This window comes from Sphingobacterium spiritivorum ATCC 33861, from assembly GCF_000143765.1.
GTDB lineage: Bacteria > Bacteroidota > Bacteroidia > Sphingobacteriales > Sphingobacteriaceae > Sphingobacterium > Sphingobacterium spiritivorum.
The window spans coordinates 2,161,268-2,182,122 of the sequence record NZ_GL379770.1; the positions used below are offsets into that span (position 1 = coordinate 2,161,268).

Annotated in this window: 10 protein-coding genes; 2 read left to right on the forward strand and 8 right to left on the reverse strand. The window is 39.8% G+C overall.

Annotated elements, in window-relative coordinates; translation table 11 throughout:
* Positions 1–12: 12 nt before the first annotated feature.
* The 8 genes from HMPREF0766_RS09495 to HMPREF0766_RS09530 form a co-directional block, all read right to left on the reverse strand.
* Positions 13–1,647: a RagB/SusD family nutrient uptake outer membrane protein gene (locus HMPREF0766_RS09495; protein WP_002996096.1), complete on the reverse strand. Its 1,635-nt coding sequence runs from the start codon at positions 1,645–1,647 to the stop codon at positions 13–15.
* A gap of 19 nt (positions 1,648–1,666) precedes the next feature.
* Positions 1,667–5,056, reverse strand: a complete 3,390-nt coding sequence (locus tag HMPREF0766_RS09500; protein WP_002996098.1) for a TonB-dependent receptor — start codon at positions 5,054–5,056, stop codon at positions 1,667–1,669.
* Between the two features lie 138 nt (positions 5,057–5,194).
* A complete protein-coding gene (locus tag HMPREF0766_RS09505; protein WP_002996101.1) occupies positions 5,195–6,370 on the reverse strand; it encodes a FecR family protein in 1,176 nt (391 codons plus the stop codon).
* 66 nt (positions 6,371–6,436) lie between these two features.
* A complete protein-coding gene (locus tag HMPREF0766_RS09510; RefSeq protein ID WP_002996105.1) occupies positions 6,437–7,045 on the reverse strand; it encodes an RNA polymerase sigma factor in 609 nt (202 codons plus the stop codon).
* A 265-nt stretch (positions 7,046–7,310) separates the two neighbouring features.
* A complete protein-coding gene (locus HMPREF0766_RS09515; protein ID WP_236590473.1) occupies positions 7,311–8,795 on the reverse strand; it encodes a RagB/SusD family nutrient uptake outer membrane protein in 1,485 nt (494 codons plus the stop codon).
* A 12-nt stretch (positions 8,796–8,807) separates the two neighbouring features.
* Complete coding sequence (locus HMPREF0766_RS09520; protein ID WP_002996110.1) at positions 8,808–12,002, reverse strand: SusC/RagA family TonB-linked outer membrane protein; 3,195 nt, start codon at positions 12,000–12,002, stop codon at positions 8,808–8,810.
* Between the two features lie 203 nt (positions 12,003–12,205).
* The gene (locus HMPREF0766_RS09525) at positions 12,206–13,369 is read right to left on the reverse strand and encodes a FecR family protein (RefSeq protein WP_002996112.1); all 1,164 of its coding nucleotides are present in this window, start codon (positions 13,367–13,369) and stop codon (positions 12,206–12,208) included.
* A 54-nt stretch (positions 13,370–13,423) separates the two neighbouring features.
* A complete protein-coding gene (locus tag HMPREF0766_RS09530; RefSeq protein ID WP_002996115.1) occupies positions 13,424–14,026 on the reverse strand; it encodes an RNA polymerase sigma factor in 603 nt (200 codons plus the stop codon).
* A gap of 250 nt (positions 14,027–14,276) precedes the next feature.
* On the opposite strand from HMPREF0766_RS09530, the gene HMPREF0766_RS09535 reads away from it, so the two are divergent.
* Both HMPREF0766_RS09535 and HMPREF0766_RS09540 read left to right on the forward strand, forming a co-directional pair.
* Positions 14,277–14,702: a hypothetical protein gene (locus HMPREF0766_RS09535; protein WP_002996118.1), complete on the forward strand. Its 426-nt coding sequence runs from the start codon at positions 14,277–14,279 to the stop codon at positions 14,700–14,702.
* A 167-nt stretch (positions 14,703–14,869) separates the two neighbouring features.
* A complete protein-coding gene (locus HMPREF0766_RS09540; RefSeq protein WP_002996122.1) occupies positions 14,870–20,731 on the forward strand; it encodes an alpha-2-macroglobulin family protein in 5,862 nt (1,953 codons plus the stop codon).
* Positions 20,732–20,855 lie beyond the last annotated feature (124 nt).

Sequence of the window (20,855 nt, forward strand, 5' to 3'; positions counted from 1 at the left end):
TATGTATATGGATTACCAACCCGGATTCTGTGGTTGAAGATTTGTATTGACACCCAGCTCTGTAAGCGGTATAGGCATCCAGTAATTCTTTTCTGTAAATACCCGTGTTCCGGCAGATTTTGCAGCATATTTAAAGGTGCCATCTGTATTTTTGGTGATCGTCACACCATTTACAGATTTATTCAGTACTACGTCAGCTATTTTCCAGCGTCTCAGATCCTGATAACGGATATTATCTTCAAAAGCAAGTTCTATCCTTCTCTCTTTCTGTATACGCTGACGCATTTTGTCTTTATCCAGACCTTTAGGCAATTCAGGCATGCCTACTCTTTTGCGTATAGCATTTACCGCATCATATACACTCTGTACAGGTCCTTCTGCTTCATTTTTTGCTTCTGCAAAATTCAACAAGACTTCAGCGTAACGCATGATTACCCAGTTGGTGCTGCTCCCGATACTTGCATCTTTATTGTAATCGAATTTCTCATCAATAAATTTCTTCATATAGTATCCGGTAGGGCTTGGATTGGTTCTTGGCATATCTTTTCCACCCGTAAAAGCTTCTACTGCCCGATCCTTAAACATACTGCCGTTGTACAGAATAGATTTTTCAAATCTCGGATCTCTTCCTTTATAAGGATTTGATTTATCGTAACCTGATCCGGTTTCATCTATAGCCTTTCCGTTGGCCATCTCATACATATCAATCAGATCCTGTGTAGGACAATTGATACCCTTGCCTCCGTACCCGGCAGGACTATTATTTTTATCAAATGCATGTTGTTTTTCACCCTTCAAACCATTGTATCTGAATTCGAGAATAACTTCAGGGCGTGTCATTACATTTTTAACCAGAAATACATCGTTATATTCTTTCTGCAACTGAAATGCGTTGCTGCTGATAACCGCCTCAGCAGCATCCGCAGCTACTTTCCAGCGGTTTATGTTTTGATCCGTGTTACTCAGCGGACTGGCTGCCCAAAGCAGTACTCTTGTCCGGAATGCCAAAGCTGCATCTTTGGTAATTCGTCCCCATTCCTCTTTGGCATAAGTCGCTGGTAATTCAGACGCTGCCTTTTCAAGTTCTGAAGCGACAAATGCCATTCCTTCTTCATGCGACACTTTATGAGGTTTATCTTCTGCTTCTTCTATAGGCTGAGCCTTTAATAAAAGGGGAACATCTTTAAAAGAAGAAAACATTTGAAAATATAAATAGGCACGCATAAAACGGGCTTGCCCCAATAACAGGCGTCTGTCATCCTCATTCAACACTTTTGCCGTCTCCGCTCTGCCTATAAAATAATTGATCTTGCGGATCTGCACATAGGCGTCTTTCCACAGATTACGTTCCGGAAATGTGCTGTTGAAAAAGTCACCCGTCAGGTAAGCTGTTATCTTTTTTTCTTCTGTACCGATCAACTGCAAATCATCTGTTACTGCAGCAGGTACATACGTATTGGTAAATCCTGTATTTAAAAATGTATAGAATTCATTGACCGAAAGTTTGATCAGTGCCGGATCTGACCATACGGTCTCTTCGGACACCAGATTGAGCGGCTTGCGATCTAAAAAATCCTTTTGACAGGATGAAAATCCTATCAGTCCTGATAATAATAAAATACGAAGTATAGTGTTGTTATTTTTCATGGATCAAATGCATTAAATGTTAAAGACCTACGCGAACTCCCATAGAGAAAATGCGTTGAGGAGGATATAAATTGGCTGTTGCACCGGTAGATTCCGGATCATATCTTCTGTTTTTACTGATCGTAAACAGATTCTGCCCCTGTACAGTAATACTCATCGATCTCAGACCTGCTGCTTTGATCCAGTCTTTTGGAATATCATAGGCCAGCTGTGCTGTTCTCAATTTGATATAGTTTCCGTTTTTCACATAAAAAGTAGATGGAAGTCTGTTATTCTCATGATTAGACAATAATCTCGGATAACTGGCGTCGGGATTATCCGGAGTCCATCGGTCTAAATGAAGTTCATAGAAATTAGCAATATCATTGGCAGCTGTATAATTGATAAATACATCTGTCGATGCCTGGAAAAATGCATCTACAGATAAACCTTTCCATGCTGCGCCCAGATTGATACCGTATACGGTCGGCGGATTGATATAGCGTGCCTCGAATGCACGATCCGGACTGCCACTATACAATTCTACTACCCCATCCCCGTTCATATCTTCATATTTGATATCTCCAGGTTTGGGAGTGATCGGTGTACCATTAGGACTGCTCAGATATTTAGGCCAGTTAGCTACATCTGCCTCATCTCTGAAGATACCTTTTGCATTCAGAATACGAACCATTCCAATGGCAGATCCCTCCTGACGTAAACCTGGTAATACCGCATCGTTTTCTCCGTAATCTACTGCACGGCTTTTCGTATACGTCATGTTGATACGGGCATTGATCTGTACATCTTTGATACGGCTTCTATGCGACAATGCGGCTTCATAACCAAAGTATCTTTCTTTTGCAAAATTCTGCAAAGCAGGTGTCATACCAAATGACAAGGGTACATCATATGATCTGGAACGCAGAATATCAAACTTATTTTTATTGTAATAATCCAATTCGAATCCCAGCTTGCCTTTCCAGAGAATAGCGTCCAGTCCGATATCAAAAGCATCTACTTTTTCCCAGGTTATATTAGTATTCGGAACAGTAAGATTGGAGATTCTTGTCAACGGAGTAATGGCATTATTTGTCCCGAAGACATATCCGGCCGGCATAATGGCATAATTATAAAAATAGGTATACAAACTACCGCCATCATTTCCTAACCGTCCAAATGAAGATCTGATTTTCAGGTTGTCAACAAATGCAAAGCGTTCTTTGAAAAAATCTTCTTCAGATACAATCCATGCGGCTGATACTGCCGGGAAAAATGCATTTCGCTTTCCTTTCGGATAGTAAGGCGAACTGTCATATCTGAAACTTCCTTCTACCACATAACGCTGATCGTAGCTATATACCAAACGGCCAACGACGCTTTGTCTTGCATTTTCAGTAGAAGAACCTAAGTTTTTCTGCGTACTGGCATCTCCCAGGAAAAGCTGATCTAAACTCGCTACAGGAAAGTTACTTCTGTCGGCGGAGAACATTTCACTTTTAAATTCATTTTGCTCATAAAGTGCCATTGCATCTACATGGTGTTCTCCAAACTTTTGCTTGTAGTTTAATTTCACCTGTACATTGACATTGTTATTCTGGTTGTAAGACTGGCTCAGGTAAGGTTTTTCAGAACCATTCTGCAACGTATATTCTTCTCTGTCCTGTGCTAACGTATATTGGGGAACTGGTGTAGTAAATCCTTTCTGAAAAGCGTTGTTACGGTCTACAGTTACTGCAGCACTTGCGGATAATCCCTTGATAAAAGGAATCTGTTGTGTCAATCGGAATGAACCTGTAAATACGTTTCTCGTGGTCCGGTTATAACCACTTTCGGCTAATACATCTGAATAGGGATTACCTGAAAATCCGGAATAAGCGTAATATCCGTTAGAGAACTTAGCGGGAGCTACAGATCCCAATGAAGCCAGTCTGCTAAAGATCGTCTCTGCATATGCTGCCGGATTATTTGCGGTTTCACTGATGTAATTGATACCTACGGAAAGATTTGTATTTGGTGTGACATCATATTCCGTATTACTCACCAAACCATATCTTTTCAGTCCGGAGGTTTTCATCAGACCATCCTGATCGGTATAGGTTCCGCTCACAAAGTAGCGGGCATTTTTACTGCCTCCGTTTACATTTACATTGTGGCGTTGGAGCATTGCTGTATTATTAAGCACTTCTTTATACCAGTCTGTATTCGGATAACGATCCGGATCGGTGCCATCTCTGAATTTCTGCAACTCATCATTTGTATACTTACTCCGTGGTGAAGAACCTTTTTCAGCGACATCATTATCATACATTTCATTATTCAGCAATGCATACTGATAGGAATCCAGAAAACGGGGTAATCTGGTGCTCTGCTGAAAACCAAACTGTCCGCTGTACTGAATATCCAGGCGTTCTTTATTACCTTTTTTGGTGGTAATGAGGATTACACCATTTGCACCACGGGTACCGTATACTGCAGCAGCGGCATCCTTAAGTACAGTAACACTTTCAATAGAGTTGGGATCCAGTTTATCCATTTCCATACCAATGATTCCCTGCCCTTCTCTGGCCACTCCGTCAATAACGATCAGCGCCTCACCCATTCCACGTATTTTGATAGTCGCACGGTCACGGTCAGGTGCTCCCGAAGTCATCGTAGATGATATTCCGGGAGCCCTTCCCATTAAGGTGTTAGATAGATTGACTGCCGGAGATTTTGCAAGCTCATCTCCTTTGATCGTATTGATAGCTCCCGCTACCAATTTCTTTTGCTGGGCACCATAGCCCACTACAACAATATCGTTAAGTTCAGTTATTGCTTTAGAAAGCACGACTGCAGCATTTTCATTATTTTTAACTTTGTACTCTGCCCTTTGATATCCAAGAAAACTGCATTCAAGAACATCACCTGCCTGTGCACGGATGCTGAACTCTCCTTCATTATTGGTAGATACAATAAGCCCGCTTCGTTTATTACGGATAGTTGCACCAGGCAGTACAATACCCTGATCATTACGAATAATGCCTTTAATGACTTCTTCCTGCAACGTCAGGGTAGTGACCGCCACACCCAATTCTTTCTTTTTCTTGAGGACTATATTTTTATCAGTCACCACATATGCAATGTCTGTTTCATTGAAAATAGCATCCAAAGCCTGTTTGACGGATGCATTGACAATATGTACATTTTTGACATTTGTACGCTCGAGAAGCTGATCATCAAACAAAAAGTTATATCCTGATTGTTTTTGAATTTCTTTGATTAAATTCTCAATCCGCAGATGACTACCCCGGATATTAATGGTCTGTGCCTCACCCTTAAAGGATACCAGGACAAAAGCTACAGCCAGCATGAAGACAGTAATTTTCATTACCCATAATAATTTCAGGAGAACAGTACGCAGTCCTCCCAATCCCACATTATAATTCATATATTTGAAGAGTTTAGGTTTAAGCGAAGGGATAAGGTATTACTTTCGAAGGGTCTTACTTATTCACATCGCTTTTAATTTCATTAGCCTAGGTCAACCAGAAGTATTAATGCTTCTGGTTTTTTGATTAGTAGAGATTTATTTCATCAGGTAAACCCTCCTTTCTGTGATTTCAAACCTGATGGTTTCGGTGATTTTAAATAGATTTAATATTTCAGACAGCTTACCATTACGGGATAATGAGCCGCTAAATGTTTTTTTCTTTAATTCTTCGGATCCGGGCTGAATGACAAAGTCAACATTATACCATCTTTCGAGCTTACGTATTATATCTTCCAGAGGTTCTTTTACGAATACAAATTTGGCATCTTTCCATGCCACAGCCGGCTCTACTTCTACCTGCTTACTGTGAAGTTGCTGATCATCCGCAACACTCTGCATCCCCGGCGTCAATGCTACCTGTTTTCCAAATGCCGATACATTTACTTTGCCGGATACCAAAGTTGTAACAGCAGGTTCATCCGGATATGCGGATATATTAAACCAGGTTCCTAATACTTCGATCTGCTGTTGTGCACTCTTGACAATAAACGGCCTTGAGGGATCTTTTGTAACTTCAAAATAAGCTTCTCCCTGCAGCTGAACCTGACGTTGCTGAGCAACAAATTCGACCGGAAACCTCATTTTAGAGTCTGCATTCAGCCATACTTTTGTTCCGTCCGACAAGACGATAGTATACTGACCTCCTTTGGGTACCTCGATGCTCTGCCATGTTTCTTTAAGTTGTCCCTTTAACAGCATATTTCCTGCTCCATCTTCCAGCCTGTCTCCCTTTACGATGAGTTCACCCTGTGGTCCGAGTTTTATTTCACTGCCATCCTCCATTTTCAGAATAGCTTTATTACTGCCCGGAGAAACATCTGGTTTTGAAATATTTGCAATGCGACTTTGTGAAGTTGTCTGTAATGTATACTGATAGATTCCGTATGAGGCTATACTTAAAAGCAGAGCTGCCGCTACGTATTTCCATTGTCTGAAGATGCTGAATACACTTTTATTCAGGGGTAATGAAGGCGTATCAGAAGAGGTATCTTCTGTATCAATTAATCTTTCAAATCTATGAAAAGCCTGCTTCGCTGCCTCGGGATCTTCCGGGACTTTGTACGTATCAAAAGTACGTCCGATCAGTTCAGCCAGGTATTGCTCATTTTCCGGATACTGAAATACCTCTACCCATTCCAGCAGTTCTTCTGCGGAAAGAGATCCTTCTACATATTTCGTATACAGTATTTCGAACGCTTTTTTGTCCTTCATCAAAAGATTAATAAATGCTTTACATAACTATAGACGTAATCTGATCTTCGGGGAAGACAAAAAAAATCATTTTGTTTGGGATATGATTTTTTCTAACAATAATGCCGCTAATACCAGTACCTGGAGGTCTGTGTTTTTTGACATATAAAGTCTTAATAATTTTAGCGCTCTGACTACATAGGTCTTTGAAGATGTGACAGATATATCCAGTCTGGCAGCGATCTCTTCGTGTGAAAGTCCATCTATACGACTCATCACAAATACTTCTTTTACTTTGGAGGGTAATGTCGCGATACCTTTGGATATTATATCTTCCAGCTCCTTATACTCTATTCGCTGTACGGGGGTGAGTGCATGATCGGTAAAATAGTGAATCATTTGTTCCAGATTTTCGGTAACGAGTACCTTTTTACGCAAATGATCCAGTGTTGTATTCCGGGCTATAGTATAGAGATAGGCTTTAATATTTTTAACTTCTCCCAAATCCTCTCTGCGGTTCCATACCTTGACAAATATCTCTTGTGTGATATCTTCTGCCTGTTCCTGTGATTTAACAAGTAATCTGACTACAGCAAATACATGAGTCCAATATCTGGAAAAAAGAAGTTCATAAGCATTCTGAGATCCTTCAGAAAGATGCTTCACAAACTCTTCTTCATGTTGTAAAGGATACATTATGCTCCGTTAGTTAAGTTGAGGATAGGTATAGACATATTTGAAGGTTTATGCCATTAAAAGGCATTACTTTTCAAAACCTTACGCGCAAAAGTAACTATTTATTTAGAAAATTACCGGAGAAACCCTTATTTCTTGACAATAGTCAAACATGATCACAACAAAATAGCCTGAAAAAATACAGAAACAGAAGAAAAGAAAGGAAAAACCCCGATCTGCTTTTAAAAGATCGGGGCTATGAATAGATTTAGAGTCAGAATAACAGTTAATAGCCTGGATTCTGAACAAGATTCGGGTTTCTGTTTAATTCACTCTGCGGAATAGGAAGCCATACTCTGTTATCGTTCATCCCATAATTCATTAATGTACTGTTGCCTCCACAGATAAGACGATATTCTTTAAGGTTGTCCATGGTGGATTTCAGCATCCCTGTCCGTTGTAAAGAGTACCAGCGATCACCTTCAAATGCAAATTCTAACCTGCGTTCATTCAGTATCGCACGCAACAAAGCATCTTTATTCTGAATATCCAAAGCCGGCAGGTCTACACGGTCTCTGACTTTATTCAACGGAGTCAATGCTTCTGCAGACCTTCCCAAAGCATTGAGTGCTTCCGCTTTGAGCAACAAAATGTCATCAAATCGCAGGATGTAAATATGATCTCCACTCATCCATCCGCTGGCATGTCTGAATTTGTACGCAAAAGGTATCTGTCCAGCCGTTGGACAAGGTTTCCAGAATTCATCAGACCAATCTGCATCGTCAAATAAGATACTGGCATCCTTTCGTATATGATCTCCGGCATCATCAAAAGCTTTTACAAGATCTTTGGAAGGAGTAATATATTTACGCCAGTCATCTCCTGACAGGGATGAAGGAAGCAACATCTGCGGCCCCCAGTTGGATTGATTGGTTCCTTCCTTGAATTGTATTAGCAATATGCTTTCTTTGTTATCATAGTGTGTACCATCAAATAATTCATCAAAACTACTGTGCAAATCGTATCCCAGACGCTCTACTTCCTCTGCATATTGAAGCACTTTATTGTAATCACGATCCGGACGTTGGGCCCAGACTTTTGCCAGCAAAGCATATACCGCACCTTTGGTGGCTTTAGACTGACTTAATGAAGAAGAACTATAGGTAGCAGGCAATATCGTTGCATCTTCCAGATCTTTAACAATAAAATTATAGACCTCCAGTTCGGGGGATTTTTTAATATTGGCATCTTCCGGATTAATCTTTGCATAAGCTGTCACGATAGGTACTTCTCTAAATTGTCTGACCAGCTCATAATAAAAAAGAGCTCTCAGAAACTTAGCTTCAGCAATTAAATTCTCTCTGCGGTTGTTGACATCCAAAGCCGGATCCTGTACCTCAGTAGCTTTACCAATGACCAGATTGGCACGGGATATACCATTGTAAAGCTGCTGCCAGGTGCCGAGTATACGTGAATTGAGCGGAGAGATATCGAGGTCGTCATACTGGTATATTTCATCCGCATCTCCCCCGGCATAGGCATTGTCCGAACGGACATCAGATACTACAAAATACTCCCAAATAAAGTATTCCGTATAGAATGTCTGGTAAGCACCTACCAGTGCAGCGTCCAGATCACTTGCTGTACGGTACGCATTGCCCGAAGTCGCTTCTGACATGGGCGCATTGTCCAGGAATTTCTCACAGGAAGAAAGTCCAAGGGTCATCATCATCATGATGAATATGATTCGTATAGAATAATTCGTTCTCATTACTTCAGGAGATTAAAAGGTTAGGTTTACACCAAAAATAAATTGTCTGGCCTGTGGATAAGTACCAAAATCGATACCGAAGGCTCCGTTATTGCCATAGGCGCTGGATTCGGGATCATATCCGGAATACCTTGTTACTGTAAAGATATTTTCACCGGTCAGATAACAGCTCAATTCCGCTATTTTCAATTTATTGAGTAAGTTAGTTGGAAAACTATAGCTAAACGTTGCAGATTTCAACCGCATATAAGATCCGTTTTCAACAAATCGGGAAGAAATGTCTGAATTAGTAACATCTCCATAGATCGCTTTCGGGATATCGGTCTGCTGTCCTGCTGCTGTCCATCTGTTCAGGACTTTAACAGACTGATTTTTGAAATCATTCATTCCTTCAGTTTCAATCCGGGTAGCATTGAAGACATCATTACCGGAAATTCCCTGCAAAAAGAAAGACAGGCCGAAATTTTTATACCGGAAGTTGTTATTCAGACCGAATGCAAATTTGGGATTGGGATTACCGATGATCATTTTATCGGCATCATCTATACTTCCGTCATTATTCAGGTCTTCATACTTCATCATTCCCGTAGCAGGATCTACACCAAGAGAGCGGTATCCCCAGAATACACCTAAAGGCAAACCCTCACGAATCAATGATACCTCCTGGCGTAAAGGAATGTATCCGTCGAGGATATCCTGTCCTCCTGTATATCCGACCTTATTTCTATTGAGTGAGAAATTAAAATCCGTATTCCAGACCAGCTTATTTTTCAGGTTTTTAGAAGATATTGTCAGCTCTAATCCTTTATTTTCCAGATCTCCGATATTCTGTAATGCTCCTGTAAAACCACTGGAAAGAGCCAGCGGTTTATTTAACAACAGATTCTTTGTCTTCTTATGATATACATCAAAGGCAAATGTCAGCCTGTTGTCTAAGATAGTTACATCAAGTCCCAGGTTATTCTGTGTTGAAGCTTCCCACTTCAGACTTGTATTTTCCGGAGTGGATGGTCCCGTACCGGCTACGACCTGACCACCCTGAATCATGTTGATTCCGGGTGATACGATCCCGTACCAGCTGTAGGCGCCGATTGCATCATTACCTACCTGTCCCCATGAATACCTGATCTTCAGGTCGTTGATAGCCGATACATCTTTAAGAAAATTTTCCTGAGAAAGACGCCATCCTGCTGAGAAAGAAGGGAAATATCCCCAACGATTGTCCGGACCGAATACAGAAGAAGCATCCGCTCTGAAATTACTGGACAGCAGATATTTATCGTCAAATGAATAGCGTATACGGCCAATAATGGATATGTTACTCCGCTGACTCTTAGCCGTTATCGGATTTGTAAATATTGTTCCGCCGTTGACCGTTTGTACAGCAGTACTGTTGAATCCTTTAGATTCAATGCTGCTGGATTCTCCATATTTACGCTGACTGGTCACTCCTCCCAATACTTCGAGATTATGTTTTTCCTGAAATGTCTGTTTATATTCTAATGTATTCTCTGACAACCAGTATTCACTCTGCTCATTGGAAAGATTGGCAATACCCCGGTTAACTCTTCCCCAATCTGTTTTAAACGGATCTAAAAAATAATTGTATTTACTGTTATAATTATCATATCCAAACATGGATCTGAATCTCAGATTTTTCAGCAAATCAATATTTGCAAAAATATTCCCGTAGAAACGGTTATTATTATATCCGTTTACGGAACCGTCTATATAGGCTACAGGATTGTTAAAAGATAACCGAAGAGGATTAGCTGTAAATGTACCGTCCTCATTGTAGATACCGATAACCGGAGAACTGGTCAGCACATTCATGATCACCCCGGCATTCCCTGATCCTGAATTATCGATTATATTTTTATCAAACCAGCGGGCATAGCTGATACTTGTACCCACACTCAGCCAGTCATTCACCTTCTGATCCAGGTTCATTTTGACAGTACCACGTTTGATAAGGTTTGTTTTTACGACTCCGTTTTCATTGGAATATGCTCCTGAAAGGTAATATTTGGTTTTTGCATTGCCACCTTCTACTGTCATCTGATAATTCTGAAGTCGGGCCACCCGGAATACTTCGTCACTCCAGTTTGTATTAGCGGTATACTTACTCCAGTCAGCAACCTGCCCGATTTCGTTCATCAGAGATATATACTGATCTCTGTCCAGTACATCCATTTTCTTTGCAATCCGGCTGAAGCCCGTATAACCAGAGAGTTTTAATCTGGAAGTACCTTCTTTTCCACGCTTAGTCGTGATCAGAATCACCCCGTTTGCTCCGGAAGCACCATAGATAGCCGCAGATGCGGCATCTTTAAGAACAGACACGCTTTCTATATCATTTGGATTAATATCATATATCAACTGAGTCGGCACCCCGTCCACAATGTATAACGGATTACTTCCTGCGGTAATAGAGTTGGTGCCGCGCACCCGTACACTCATCCCATTCTGTGGTTTACCGGACGGGCGCGTAATCATCACGCCGGCAGATTTACCTTCCATAGAATAGCCCAGATTTGTAGATGGTCTGTCATCAAAATCTTCTGATGTAACCGTACTGATTGCTCCAAGTACATCTTTTCTCTTTTGCTCCCCATATCCCACCACTACGACTTCATCCAGGGCACTATTGGATACATCAAGTACCACAGTCAGGTATCCCCGATCTTGTACAGACACTTCCTGAGCTACGAATCCGACAGAACTTACCATGAGAAGATCACCTGGACTGGCTGTAATCTCAAATTCACCGTTATCTTTTGTAGCTGTAGCTTCACGTGTATTCTTCACTTGTACTGTGGCTCCTTTGATAGCCTGCCCGTCTTTTCCGCTGACTTTACCTTTTATGGTTGTTTGTACATCCGTTGTATTTTCTGTCTTAGTCATTTTAGCAACTGAAGATCGTCTTATAACAATAGCTTTGTCTTCAATTACAAAATCCAGTGCAAAGGGAGCCAACAGCTGTGAAAGTCCCTTATTCAGGGTGACTCTCTTCAAATCGATTTCTTCGACTCGCAGGCGATCCACGGTACCGGATTCACTGATCACATCATATTTGGTCTGTTTCTTTATTTCTTTTAAAATATCGGTGAGCCGCGCATTTTTTCCTTTTAGCGTGACTAACTGTGCATGTGTAAGAGCCTGCACCTGACAGAGGGCTGCCACCATGAATAATGTAATGAGTTTCATCACAATTAGTATTTTTCGGACAGAAGAGTATCTGCAATAGCCTTCATTCCCATAATTAGAGGTTATTTTCATTATATTTGATTAGTGTAAGGTTTTACATTGGTAATACTTGTAGTTTGTACAATGTAGAATATATACTATCTCTGCTAGAGAAGCCTTCAACCTTCTCTAGCTTATTTTATATATATGCTATCGGTTAATGGTTATTTTGGACTCATATATATCCTCCTTCCTTCTATTCGGTATTTTATATTTTCATTCGTTAGTTGTATCAGTTTCAACACCTTGTCGATCTGTTCGGATTTAGAAATAGACCCCCAGATCAATATTTTTGCAATCTCCGGATCGACAGTTATATCAGCGTCGTACCAGCGGCCTACCTTCAGCATGACCTGATCCAGACGCTCATTATTAAATATAAATTCGCCATTCTTCCATGCGATGCTTTCTTCCATATTGAACGATTCCACAGTCAGTGATTTAGCGGTATTTACAGTCTGCTGTCCCGGTGTGAGATGGGTTTTGTAAAGCCCCTGCTTAGCGAGTACCTCTACTTTCCCTTCTAACAGGGACACTCTTGATACCGATTCTCCGTCATATGAGTTCACATTAAAATGTGTTCCTAAAACACGGACTTCTTCTTTACCTGTTTTCACAATAAAAGGTTTCCTGGCATCTTTTGCGACTTCAAAATAAGCCTCTCCCTGTAATTCAACTATACGCTTATCTCCGACAAATGCTATTGGAAATCTGATCGCTGATGCTGCATTCAGCCATATCCGGGTACCGTCACTCAATTGGATTTGATATTGTCCCCCATTTGGGGTAGATACGCTGTTATCAACAATTTCGTGAGAATTCAGCGCTTCAATCGATCTTACTGTATAGTTAATTTCCCCTTGTCTGGTTTTGACAATTTCAACTCCGTTTCTTTTAAGAAAAATACCTGTATCAAGTTGTTCCAGATCGTAGGCGTTACCATCTCCCATTTGCAGATTTCCTTTACTGGATCCGGGTACAATTACAGCAGTTTTGGCATACTGATGCTGAACATTCTCCTGTCTGAGGTACAAAATAATGCCTGCACTTATCAGTATCAAAACAGAAGCTGCCCAATACAGTATACGCCTGGAAGGATAAATCTTTTTATTACGGGGCGGGACTGTCATTCCGGCCCGAAGCTGAATATTTTTGTAAAGATCTGAAGCTACAGCATCCAGCTCTTCAGCAGTATGGTCCGTCACAATATGGTCCTCAAAAGAGAAATACCATTCATCAAATTCTTGCTTTTCAGCTGCTGAAATTGTTCCGTTAAGCCATTTTTCGGCCAAATACTGGAGTCTCTGCGGTTCCGGTTTCTGCTTCATAATAAAGGGTTATATAAGTAAGCCCCCTGAAACAGCAATATCCCTTAGTGAAAATTAAAAATTCTTTAAATAATGTATAAGATGTACAAAGGCAAGAATACCCAGATCATTACGGATATGCTTACGGGCCTTGGTGAGGTGGGCTTCGACCGTTTTCTCAGATATATTAAGTTCTTTTGCGATTTCCTTCTGGCTATACTCCTTCTCTACCCGTAGTCTGAAGACTAATTGACACTTTTCAGGAAGTACACGGATAGATTGTTCGAGTGATTCCAGCAGTTCTTTTGTTTCCAGCTCATTTACTGTAGAATCATCTCGTTCTGAAATAGAAGTCCGCAAGATATTACGATGCAGTTCGAGATGCCCCTGTCTGGATAATGACTTAAGAATCTCATATTTAGTAGCTGTAGCAAAATATACGGCAAAATTTTTGGTCAGCTCAAAAGAACTCCTTTTACGCCAAAGATTGAGAAAGATATTCTGAACAATTTCATAAGCATCCTCTTCATTAGCCAGCCGATTCTTAGCCGACAGAAATATGCCTGTCCAGTGTCGTTTATAGATTTCATTAAAAGCATGCTGCCGGCTATCACGCAATAACGCCACCAGTTGTTCTTCCGATAAGGATGCCACATCAACCATACTATTTAATTCCATTTCTCTTGTGCATAAATGTAAGAGTTTTATTCTTATACAAGATAGCGAGCTTCTACAAATATATTTTTTAATATTTCATGAGCATTCCATACAGCAGACTTTCTGTCAAAATAATTTCACCGACAGAAGCCCCGTTTTTGCCGAGTTTTTACCCGTATTGATCTAATCTCTATTCCCAGGCAGCATATTCTACCCTACTTTTGATTCAAACAATAACACATAACAACAAAAACTAAAGAAACTAAATAACATGAAAAACGCAATCAAATCCATCGCGACTGCCCTGATCCTGGTTACTTCATTAAGTGCCTTCGCAGGCGAAAATACAAACCCGGTAAAAACTAATTCGGTAAGTACAGTCAAATCATTTCTGGAAGCAACCACATTAGGTAACCTGAACTTTAACAATCAGCTATTCGCTAAAGACTTTGAATACTATACTGCAAGTAAACCAAATGAAAAATTCAACAAAAACCAATACACTGAATTCCTGAAAAACACCAAAGGATTGCAGTACGACTGTATCACTTCATACCAGGTACTGGATGAAAACAGTGATATCTGTGTAGCAAAAGCAACTATGGCTTTTAAGAGTTTCACACGTGTAGACTACATAACCCTTACACGCAGCCAGGATGTCTGGAAAGTGAGTAAAGTGGTAACCACATACCCCTAAAAACCGGGTATTTTTGTTTCAACCTAAAGCCTGCGTGGAGACGCGGGCTTTTCTGTTTTTATAAATTTTAAAAAAACAGAAAATCTGTTATGGAATTATAGAACCTTCTGCATCCGTTACCAAAAATTGTACGTATTATTATAGTTAGAAGTCTTTAAAAGCGGATTATGAAAAACCTTTTATTAATTGTCATTGCCTTATTCCCTCTTTTTGTAAAAGCACAAAAGAAAGAAAGCTCGCCCAAATGGAAAAAAGTAGAAGAGCTGATCAACATCAAAAACTATGAACAGACGCTACCGATACTGGCCGATATCAAGGCAGAAGCCCGCTCATCAAATAACAGTCCGGAGTGGGTTCGCGCTTTTCTAGCTGAAAACAGAGCACATACCATCAACCAGACTACGGAGTCTTCTTTTAAAGTGCTTCAGAACCATTTTAAAAATAATATTAAACAGGGAAATCCTCTTGAACAACAGGTTCTGACAAATTTCTATGCCGTATTCTTATCTGCGAACATCCACCAGTTACTGGAAAAAAGTGCGATTGTCCCGGTACAGAGAGCTACCGAACTCTATAAAATAGACTCCATATTCAGACAGTCCTTAGCAGATAAAGAGAGATTACTCGAGGAAAAGACTGAAGACTGGGCGACACTTCTCACTTCTTCTCAGAATATAGAACTTGCGCCTACCTTATACCATTTATTAGCTTATAATTATCTGAGTTTTCTGGATGAACAGCGTGATCAAAGCACAAAAGTTGATTCACTAAAAAAAGAAATCAAAGCGGTCAATATAAAATATCATTATGACAACGCGAATGCCTATCTCCAATACCTGAATGTATTAAACCAGAGTTATTGGGATATAAACAATAATTACAGCAGTATCAAAAAAAAGCTTGACTCCACTTATTCGGATTACAATGCATATGTAATAGCTTCCATTGCCCGAAATGCTCCGACTAAAAAAGAAGCTGTAACATTATTGAAGAGCTCATTACAAAAATATCCAAACAGCCCGTGGCTGGGTAATGTAAAACAAATCCATAATGCTCTGACTAAAGCTGAAATAGATATTAGCCACCCTGCATTCGCTCCTGCAAATCAATATACACCGATACAGATTAAGCAGCGGAATGCAGACCAATTGTATATCCGGGTATATAACAGAACCAATACGCCAAAAAAATTCAGACAATTTAAAGTCAACAATGATTCTTTAACAAATTTAGTAACATTCGATGGTCAGCTGGTTTATGAAGATAAAGTTAGCCTAAAGGTATTTGATGATTACGAAAACCATACTACTACTTATAAGCTGAATCCTTTTTCAGCAGGAAATTATACCGTACTGGCATCCAATAATCCTGATTTTAAAGATGATGGTCTTTATCTTACCACTACATATTCTGAACTGACAATTAGTGATCTGTTTGTTTCAGCCACCAAAGAGAAAGAGGATGAAAACAAGTCCTTATCTACTTATAAAGTATTACTGATCAACCGTATTTCGGGTATTCCTTATGCGAATAAAAAAATAGGAATATATCAGGATAAAAGAAGAGAGCTCATCCATATAGGCGATAAGAAAACAAACTCTGCGGGTGAACTTACATTTAGCAGCCAGGATGATCTGAGCGATTTTCAATTATACATCCCTGAAGAAAACCAATTAGTAGATCTTCTGGAACTTAATGATGTAGAAGACCATACCAGAAGAGGACAAGAGGAAGAAAATAACGGAGAAAAAATAAAGAGTCTGATCATGACGGATCGGTCTATTTACAGACCCGGTCAGACCGTATATCTCAAAGCTATTCTGTATAACAGTGCGATACTCAATGGAAAGATCATGGCTAGTGAGAAAGTAAAACTTTACCTAAAAGATGCAAATAATCAACTGGTAGATTCGCTATTGCTCAATACAAATACTTTTGGCTCTGTAAATGGTGAATTCCGTTTACCGGTAAAAACTTTGAGTGGAAATTTCAGAATTGAACTTACACATAACGGACAACAGCTTGAATCCGATTATTTCAAAGTTGAAGAATACAAACGGCCTACTTTTAAAGTATTTTTTGAACCTAATAAAGAAACATACAGCAGGACAGATACAGTAAAGTTTGAAGGAAAAACAGAAACATTATCCGGAGTCTCTTTGCCACAAACTACTATACGCTACTCATTGAAAGTAAGGGATCACAATAACTGGAAGTCTATTTTAACCTATGACTCAACGACGGTTACAGATCAGGCAGGCAAGTTCTATATCTCATTACCATTAAGTCTGGACAGCTTAAAAAGCAGCACAAAATTTGGAATAGAGGTAACAGTTGAAGCAGTAAATACCACCGGCGAGATGCAAACTGCAAGCACAAATTACAAATACGCAGATAAGCAAAGAGCACTATCTCTGGAAATCGTTCCCAATGTCATGGTGGAAGGGAAATGGAAGGAAATCAAGGTTAATACAACTAACCTGAATTATCAGCCATATGCTTTTGACGGAGAAATTGAAATTTATCGTATCAAAAAACCTACTGTCATTCTTCCGGATTACCGATCCTACAACAATGAACAGCCGGAATACCACCTGTTTACAGCAGATGAATATGAAAAATATTTCCCTAACACATTTGACCGGATCAAATTTGAAAATAAAAACAAGGAGTTGGTAGGAAAATATCATTTTGATACGCGTGACACCAATATTGTATTTATTGACAGCACCCATTTTCCATATGGTCAGTATGAAGTCAAGGCATTTACAGTGGAAGGCCAGGACACGGTAAACTCTTTGTATACGGTTCAGATCTTACATCCGCAGACATTAAAAACAAGTAATTCAGATTTTTTAATCACCAAATTTGATAAAAACACATATGACCGCAATGAAAAAGTGACCTTACAGCTTCAGACAGATTTTATGGATGCAAAAGCCGCTTTTTTATGGGAAGTTATCGGCGGATCCAAGCAACCTACGAAAATCATTCCGCTGGACAAGGGTGAAGGACAATATGTTTTCCAACTTGACGGAGACCGAACCATAAATCCTACGACATTGCATATTGCACTTATTAAAGATAATAAAATACAGCTCCTGACACAGAGAGTACCAGTGCTCACTTCTGACAGGAATCTACAGATAAAACAACATACATTCAGAAACAAGATAACGCCGGGACAGAAAGAAAAATGGAGCTTCACCATTGCTCAAAAAGATAAACAACTTCAAACAGAGGTACTCGCCACGATGTACGACAATGCGCTTGATATGTTTACGCCTCATTCCCTGCCGAGCCAGTTTAACCTTCAATATCCATATTTTTATGGATTTAGTTTTTATCATCTGCGTCAGGAATTTGGTCAGACATCAGGATCTCTTATAAGCCGTTACCACAAGAAACAGGATACACTATTAAACGATGACATCCCTCAAATCCGTAATTACGGATTATGGAGTACACGAATATTTTTCAATTATACAACAAGAAAATATACTGCCAGAAGTGTTGTTTCCTATATGACGTCAAATGATAGTTATTTACAGGAAGTCGTTGTAGCCGGAGTTGCGTCTGGTGTACAGATCAGAGGGATGGCTTCAGCAGCACCGGAAGCACAGTCTCCTCTGTATATAGTTGACGGAGAAATTATGGATGCATTTAACTTACAAAGTCTTAAAGCTGATAAGATCGACAATATGGCTGTGCTTAAAGGACCCGAGGCATCTGCATTATACGGAGCAAGAGGAATGAATGGTGTCATTATTATTACGACAAAAGAGTATAAAGCAAAAGAAGAAAAAATAAATGCAGCACAGGTGCGCACGAATCTTCAGGAAACAGCCTTCTTCTATCCTACTCTGTACACAGATAAAGATGGACTCGTATCTTTCGAATTTGACAGTCCGGAAGCACTGACAAAATGGAAACTATTGTTATTTGCGCACGGACAGCATCTGGAAGCAGGATCAGCCACTTTTATGACACAGACACAGAAAGAGTTGATGGTCAGCCCTAATATCCCGCGTTATCTGCGAAATGGAGATCAGATTACAATCAAAGCTCAAATTCAGAATTTAGGCAAAAACACACTGTCCGGTGACGCCAAAATAGAAATTATCAATCCCGAAAATAATCAGGTAATATCTTCAGCTTTTCTGGATGACAAGGCTTACCAGTCATTCAATGTATCAGTCGAAAATAATACGATCGTGGAATGGAGACTAAAAGTTTCAACTGATATTCCTGTCGTACAGATCAAAATAGTAGCGGCTACAGATGCTTTCTCTGATGGAGAAGTGCATGAACTACCGATACTTTCCAATAAAATCCTGGTCACAGATACAGAGAAGATCATACTAAAACCGGAGCAAAGCAAAACTTATCAGATAGCTTCATTTGGAAAAGATAACCTGCTGACCAAAATTCAGATCCAGAGCAATCCTATTGTTGAAATTATTGCAGCTTTAGATTACCTGAAAAATTACCCTTATGAATGTAGTGAACAGTTAAGCAGCAAATGGTTTGGATTGAAAATGATCCAGTATGTACAGAAGTACTATCCTGCTATATCGGATTATTTCAAAGCATTAGATCAGGAGAACAGCAAAGGTAAATTAGAAGAGAATACAAAGCTGAGCTCATTGACTCAGGAAGAAATGCCATGGCTTCGCGATGTGAAGGGAGAGCAACAAAAACTCAAAGCTCTGGCGAAGTTGTTTCATTCAGATATTGCATCAGAATTAAATGATCTGGAAAAAAAGATTACCAAAAATCAATTACCAAACGGAGCATTTTCATGGTTTGAAGGTGGAAAAGAAAATACAGATATCTCGATTCGTATTCTCGAAATATTTGGAAAAGTACTCTATCTGGACAAAACATTAGTCAGCAATACAATTCAGAACAGCTCTAAAAAAATAGTGAGTTATCTGGATCAGGATAAGAATCTGATCAGTGAGAAGAGTAATGTTGAACAAACGTTAAGCTACCTCTTTGCCCGTCATTACTGGAATGCCTATACTCCAGGGAATAAAACCGAACTGGAAAAACTAAGTTCTACGTTGGCCAAATCCGCTGAAATAACAGCAAAAGGTTCTGCAGGATCAGCTGCTAAAGCCTGGATTGTCAATCAGCTGTATGGAACAGGAACGCAAGCCGACTTTATCAAAAACCGTATAAAACAGGAAGCTATCACCGATACCGACAAAGGCATGTATTGGGAAAGCAACAGCAGACTATATAATGCGACCAGTCAGCAATCGTATATGACAGAAGCATATAAACTCAATGATCCCGACAAACTTCGACAGATCAGTCAGTGGATCTATTATAATAAACAAACCAACCACTGGAGAACAACCTGGATGACTGTGGATGCTATCTATGCACTCTTACTGGCAAATAACCCTGAAGAATTTTCAATGGTGAATACCACTGAAGTAATCGTCAATGATCAGAAAACCGAGATGGATGAGCAGGTACTTGGGCAGATCAATAAAGAAATTCAAAAGGATGATTTAAAAGGCAATCAGCATATTACTGTTCGTAATAATAATACCAGCAGAACGGTTTACGGTGGCATATACCATCAGTATTTTGCTCCGGTTGATGAAATCAAAGCATCTGCCAACAGCCTATCAGTATATAAAAAATATTATGTAGAACGGGCAGGTAAATGGATAGAAAGCACAAGTTTCAATCTCGGGGAGAGGGTAAAAGTCAGGCTGACAATTATTAATGATACAGCACTGGAATATGTACATATCAAGGATGGTCGCCCATCCGGTACAGAGCCGGAATACCGGGCTTCGGGTTATCAATGGAGATCAGGTTATTATTTCACAATGAAAGATGCTTCAACAAATTATTTTTATGACATGTTGCCAAAAGGAAGACATGAGCTGGAATATGAAATCAAAGCTAATAATACCGGCGTGTTTAATGCAGGTATCAGCACAGCAGAATGTATGTATGACCCTTCTGTAAATGCACGGTCAGAGAATCTGAAAGTAGAAATTAAGTAGTAATACAATATAAACCGAAGCAATTCTCTTAATGTGAAATTGCTTCGGTTATAAAGTAAGGGACTATTCGTTTACTTCCAGGCTGCAAATATTTACCCAACACCTACGAATGTAAATCCTGCCT

Coding starts and splice junctions, on each gene's coding strand:
- HMPREF0766_RS09500 (WP_002996098.1), bottom strand. CDS start 5,056: ATGAATTATAATGTGGGATTGGGAGGACTGCGTACTGTTCTCCTGAAA.
- HMPREF0766_RS09520 (WP_002996110.1), bottom strand. CDS start 12,002: ATGAAACTCATTACATTATTCATGGTGGCAGCCCTCTGTCAGGTGCAG.
- HMPREF0766_RS09495 (WP_002996096.1), bottom strand. CDS start 1,647: ATGAAAAATAACAACACTATACTTCGTATTTTATTATTATCAGGACTG.
- HMPREF0766_RS09530 (WP_002996115.1), bottom strand. CDS start 14,026: ATGGAATTAAATAGTATGGTTGATGTGGCATCCTTATCGGAAGAACAA.
- HMPREF0766_RS09510 (WP_002996105.1), bottom strand. CDS start 7,045: ATGTATCCTTTACAACATGAAGAAGAGTTTGTGAAGCATCTTTCTGAA.
- HMPREF0766_RS09525 (WP_002996112.1), bottom strand. CDS start 13,369: ATGAAGCAGAAACCGGAACCGCAGAGACTCCAGTATTTGGCCGAAAAA.
- HMPREF0766_RS09505 (WP_002996101.1), bottom strand. CDS start 6,370: ATGAAGGACAAAAAAGCGTTCGAAATACTGTATACGAAATATGTAGAA.
- HMPREF0766_RS09515 (WP_236590473.1), bottom strand. CDS start 8,795: ATGAGAACGAATTATTCTATACGAATCATATTCATCATGATGATGATG.
- HMPREF0766_RS09540 (WP_002996122.1), top strand. CDS start 14,870: ATGAAAAACCTTTTATTAATTGTCATTGCCTTATTCCCTCTTTTTGTA.
- HMPREF0766_RS09535 (WP_002996118.1), top strand. CDS start 14,277: ATGAAAAACGCAATCAAATCCATCGCGACTGCCCTGATCCTGGTTACT.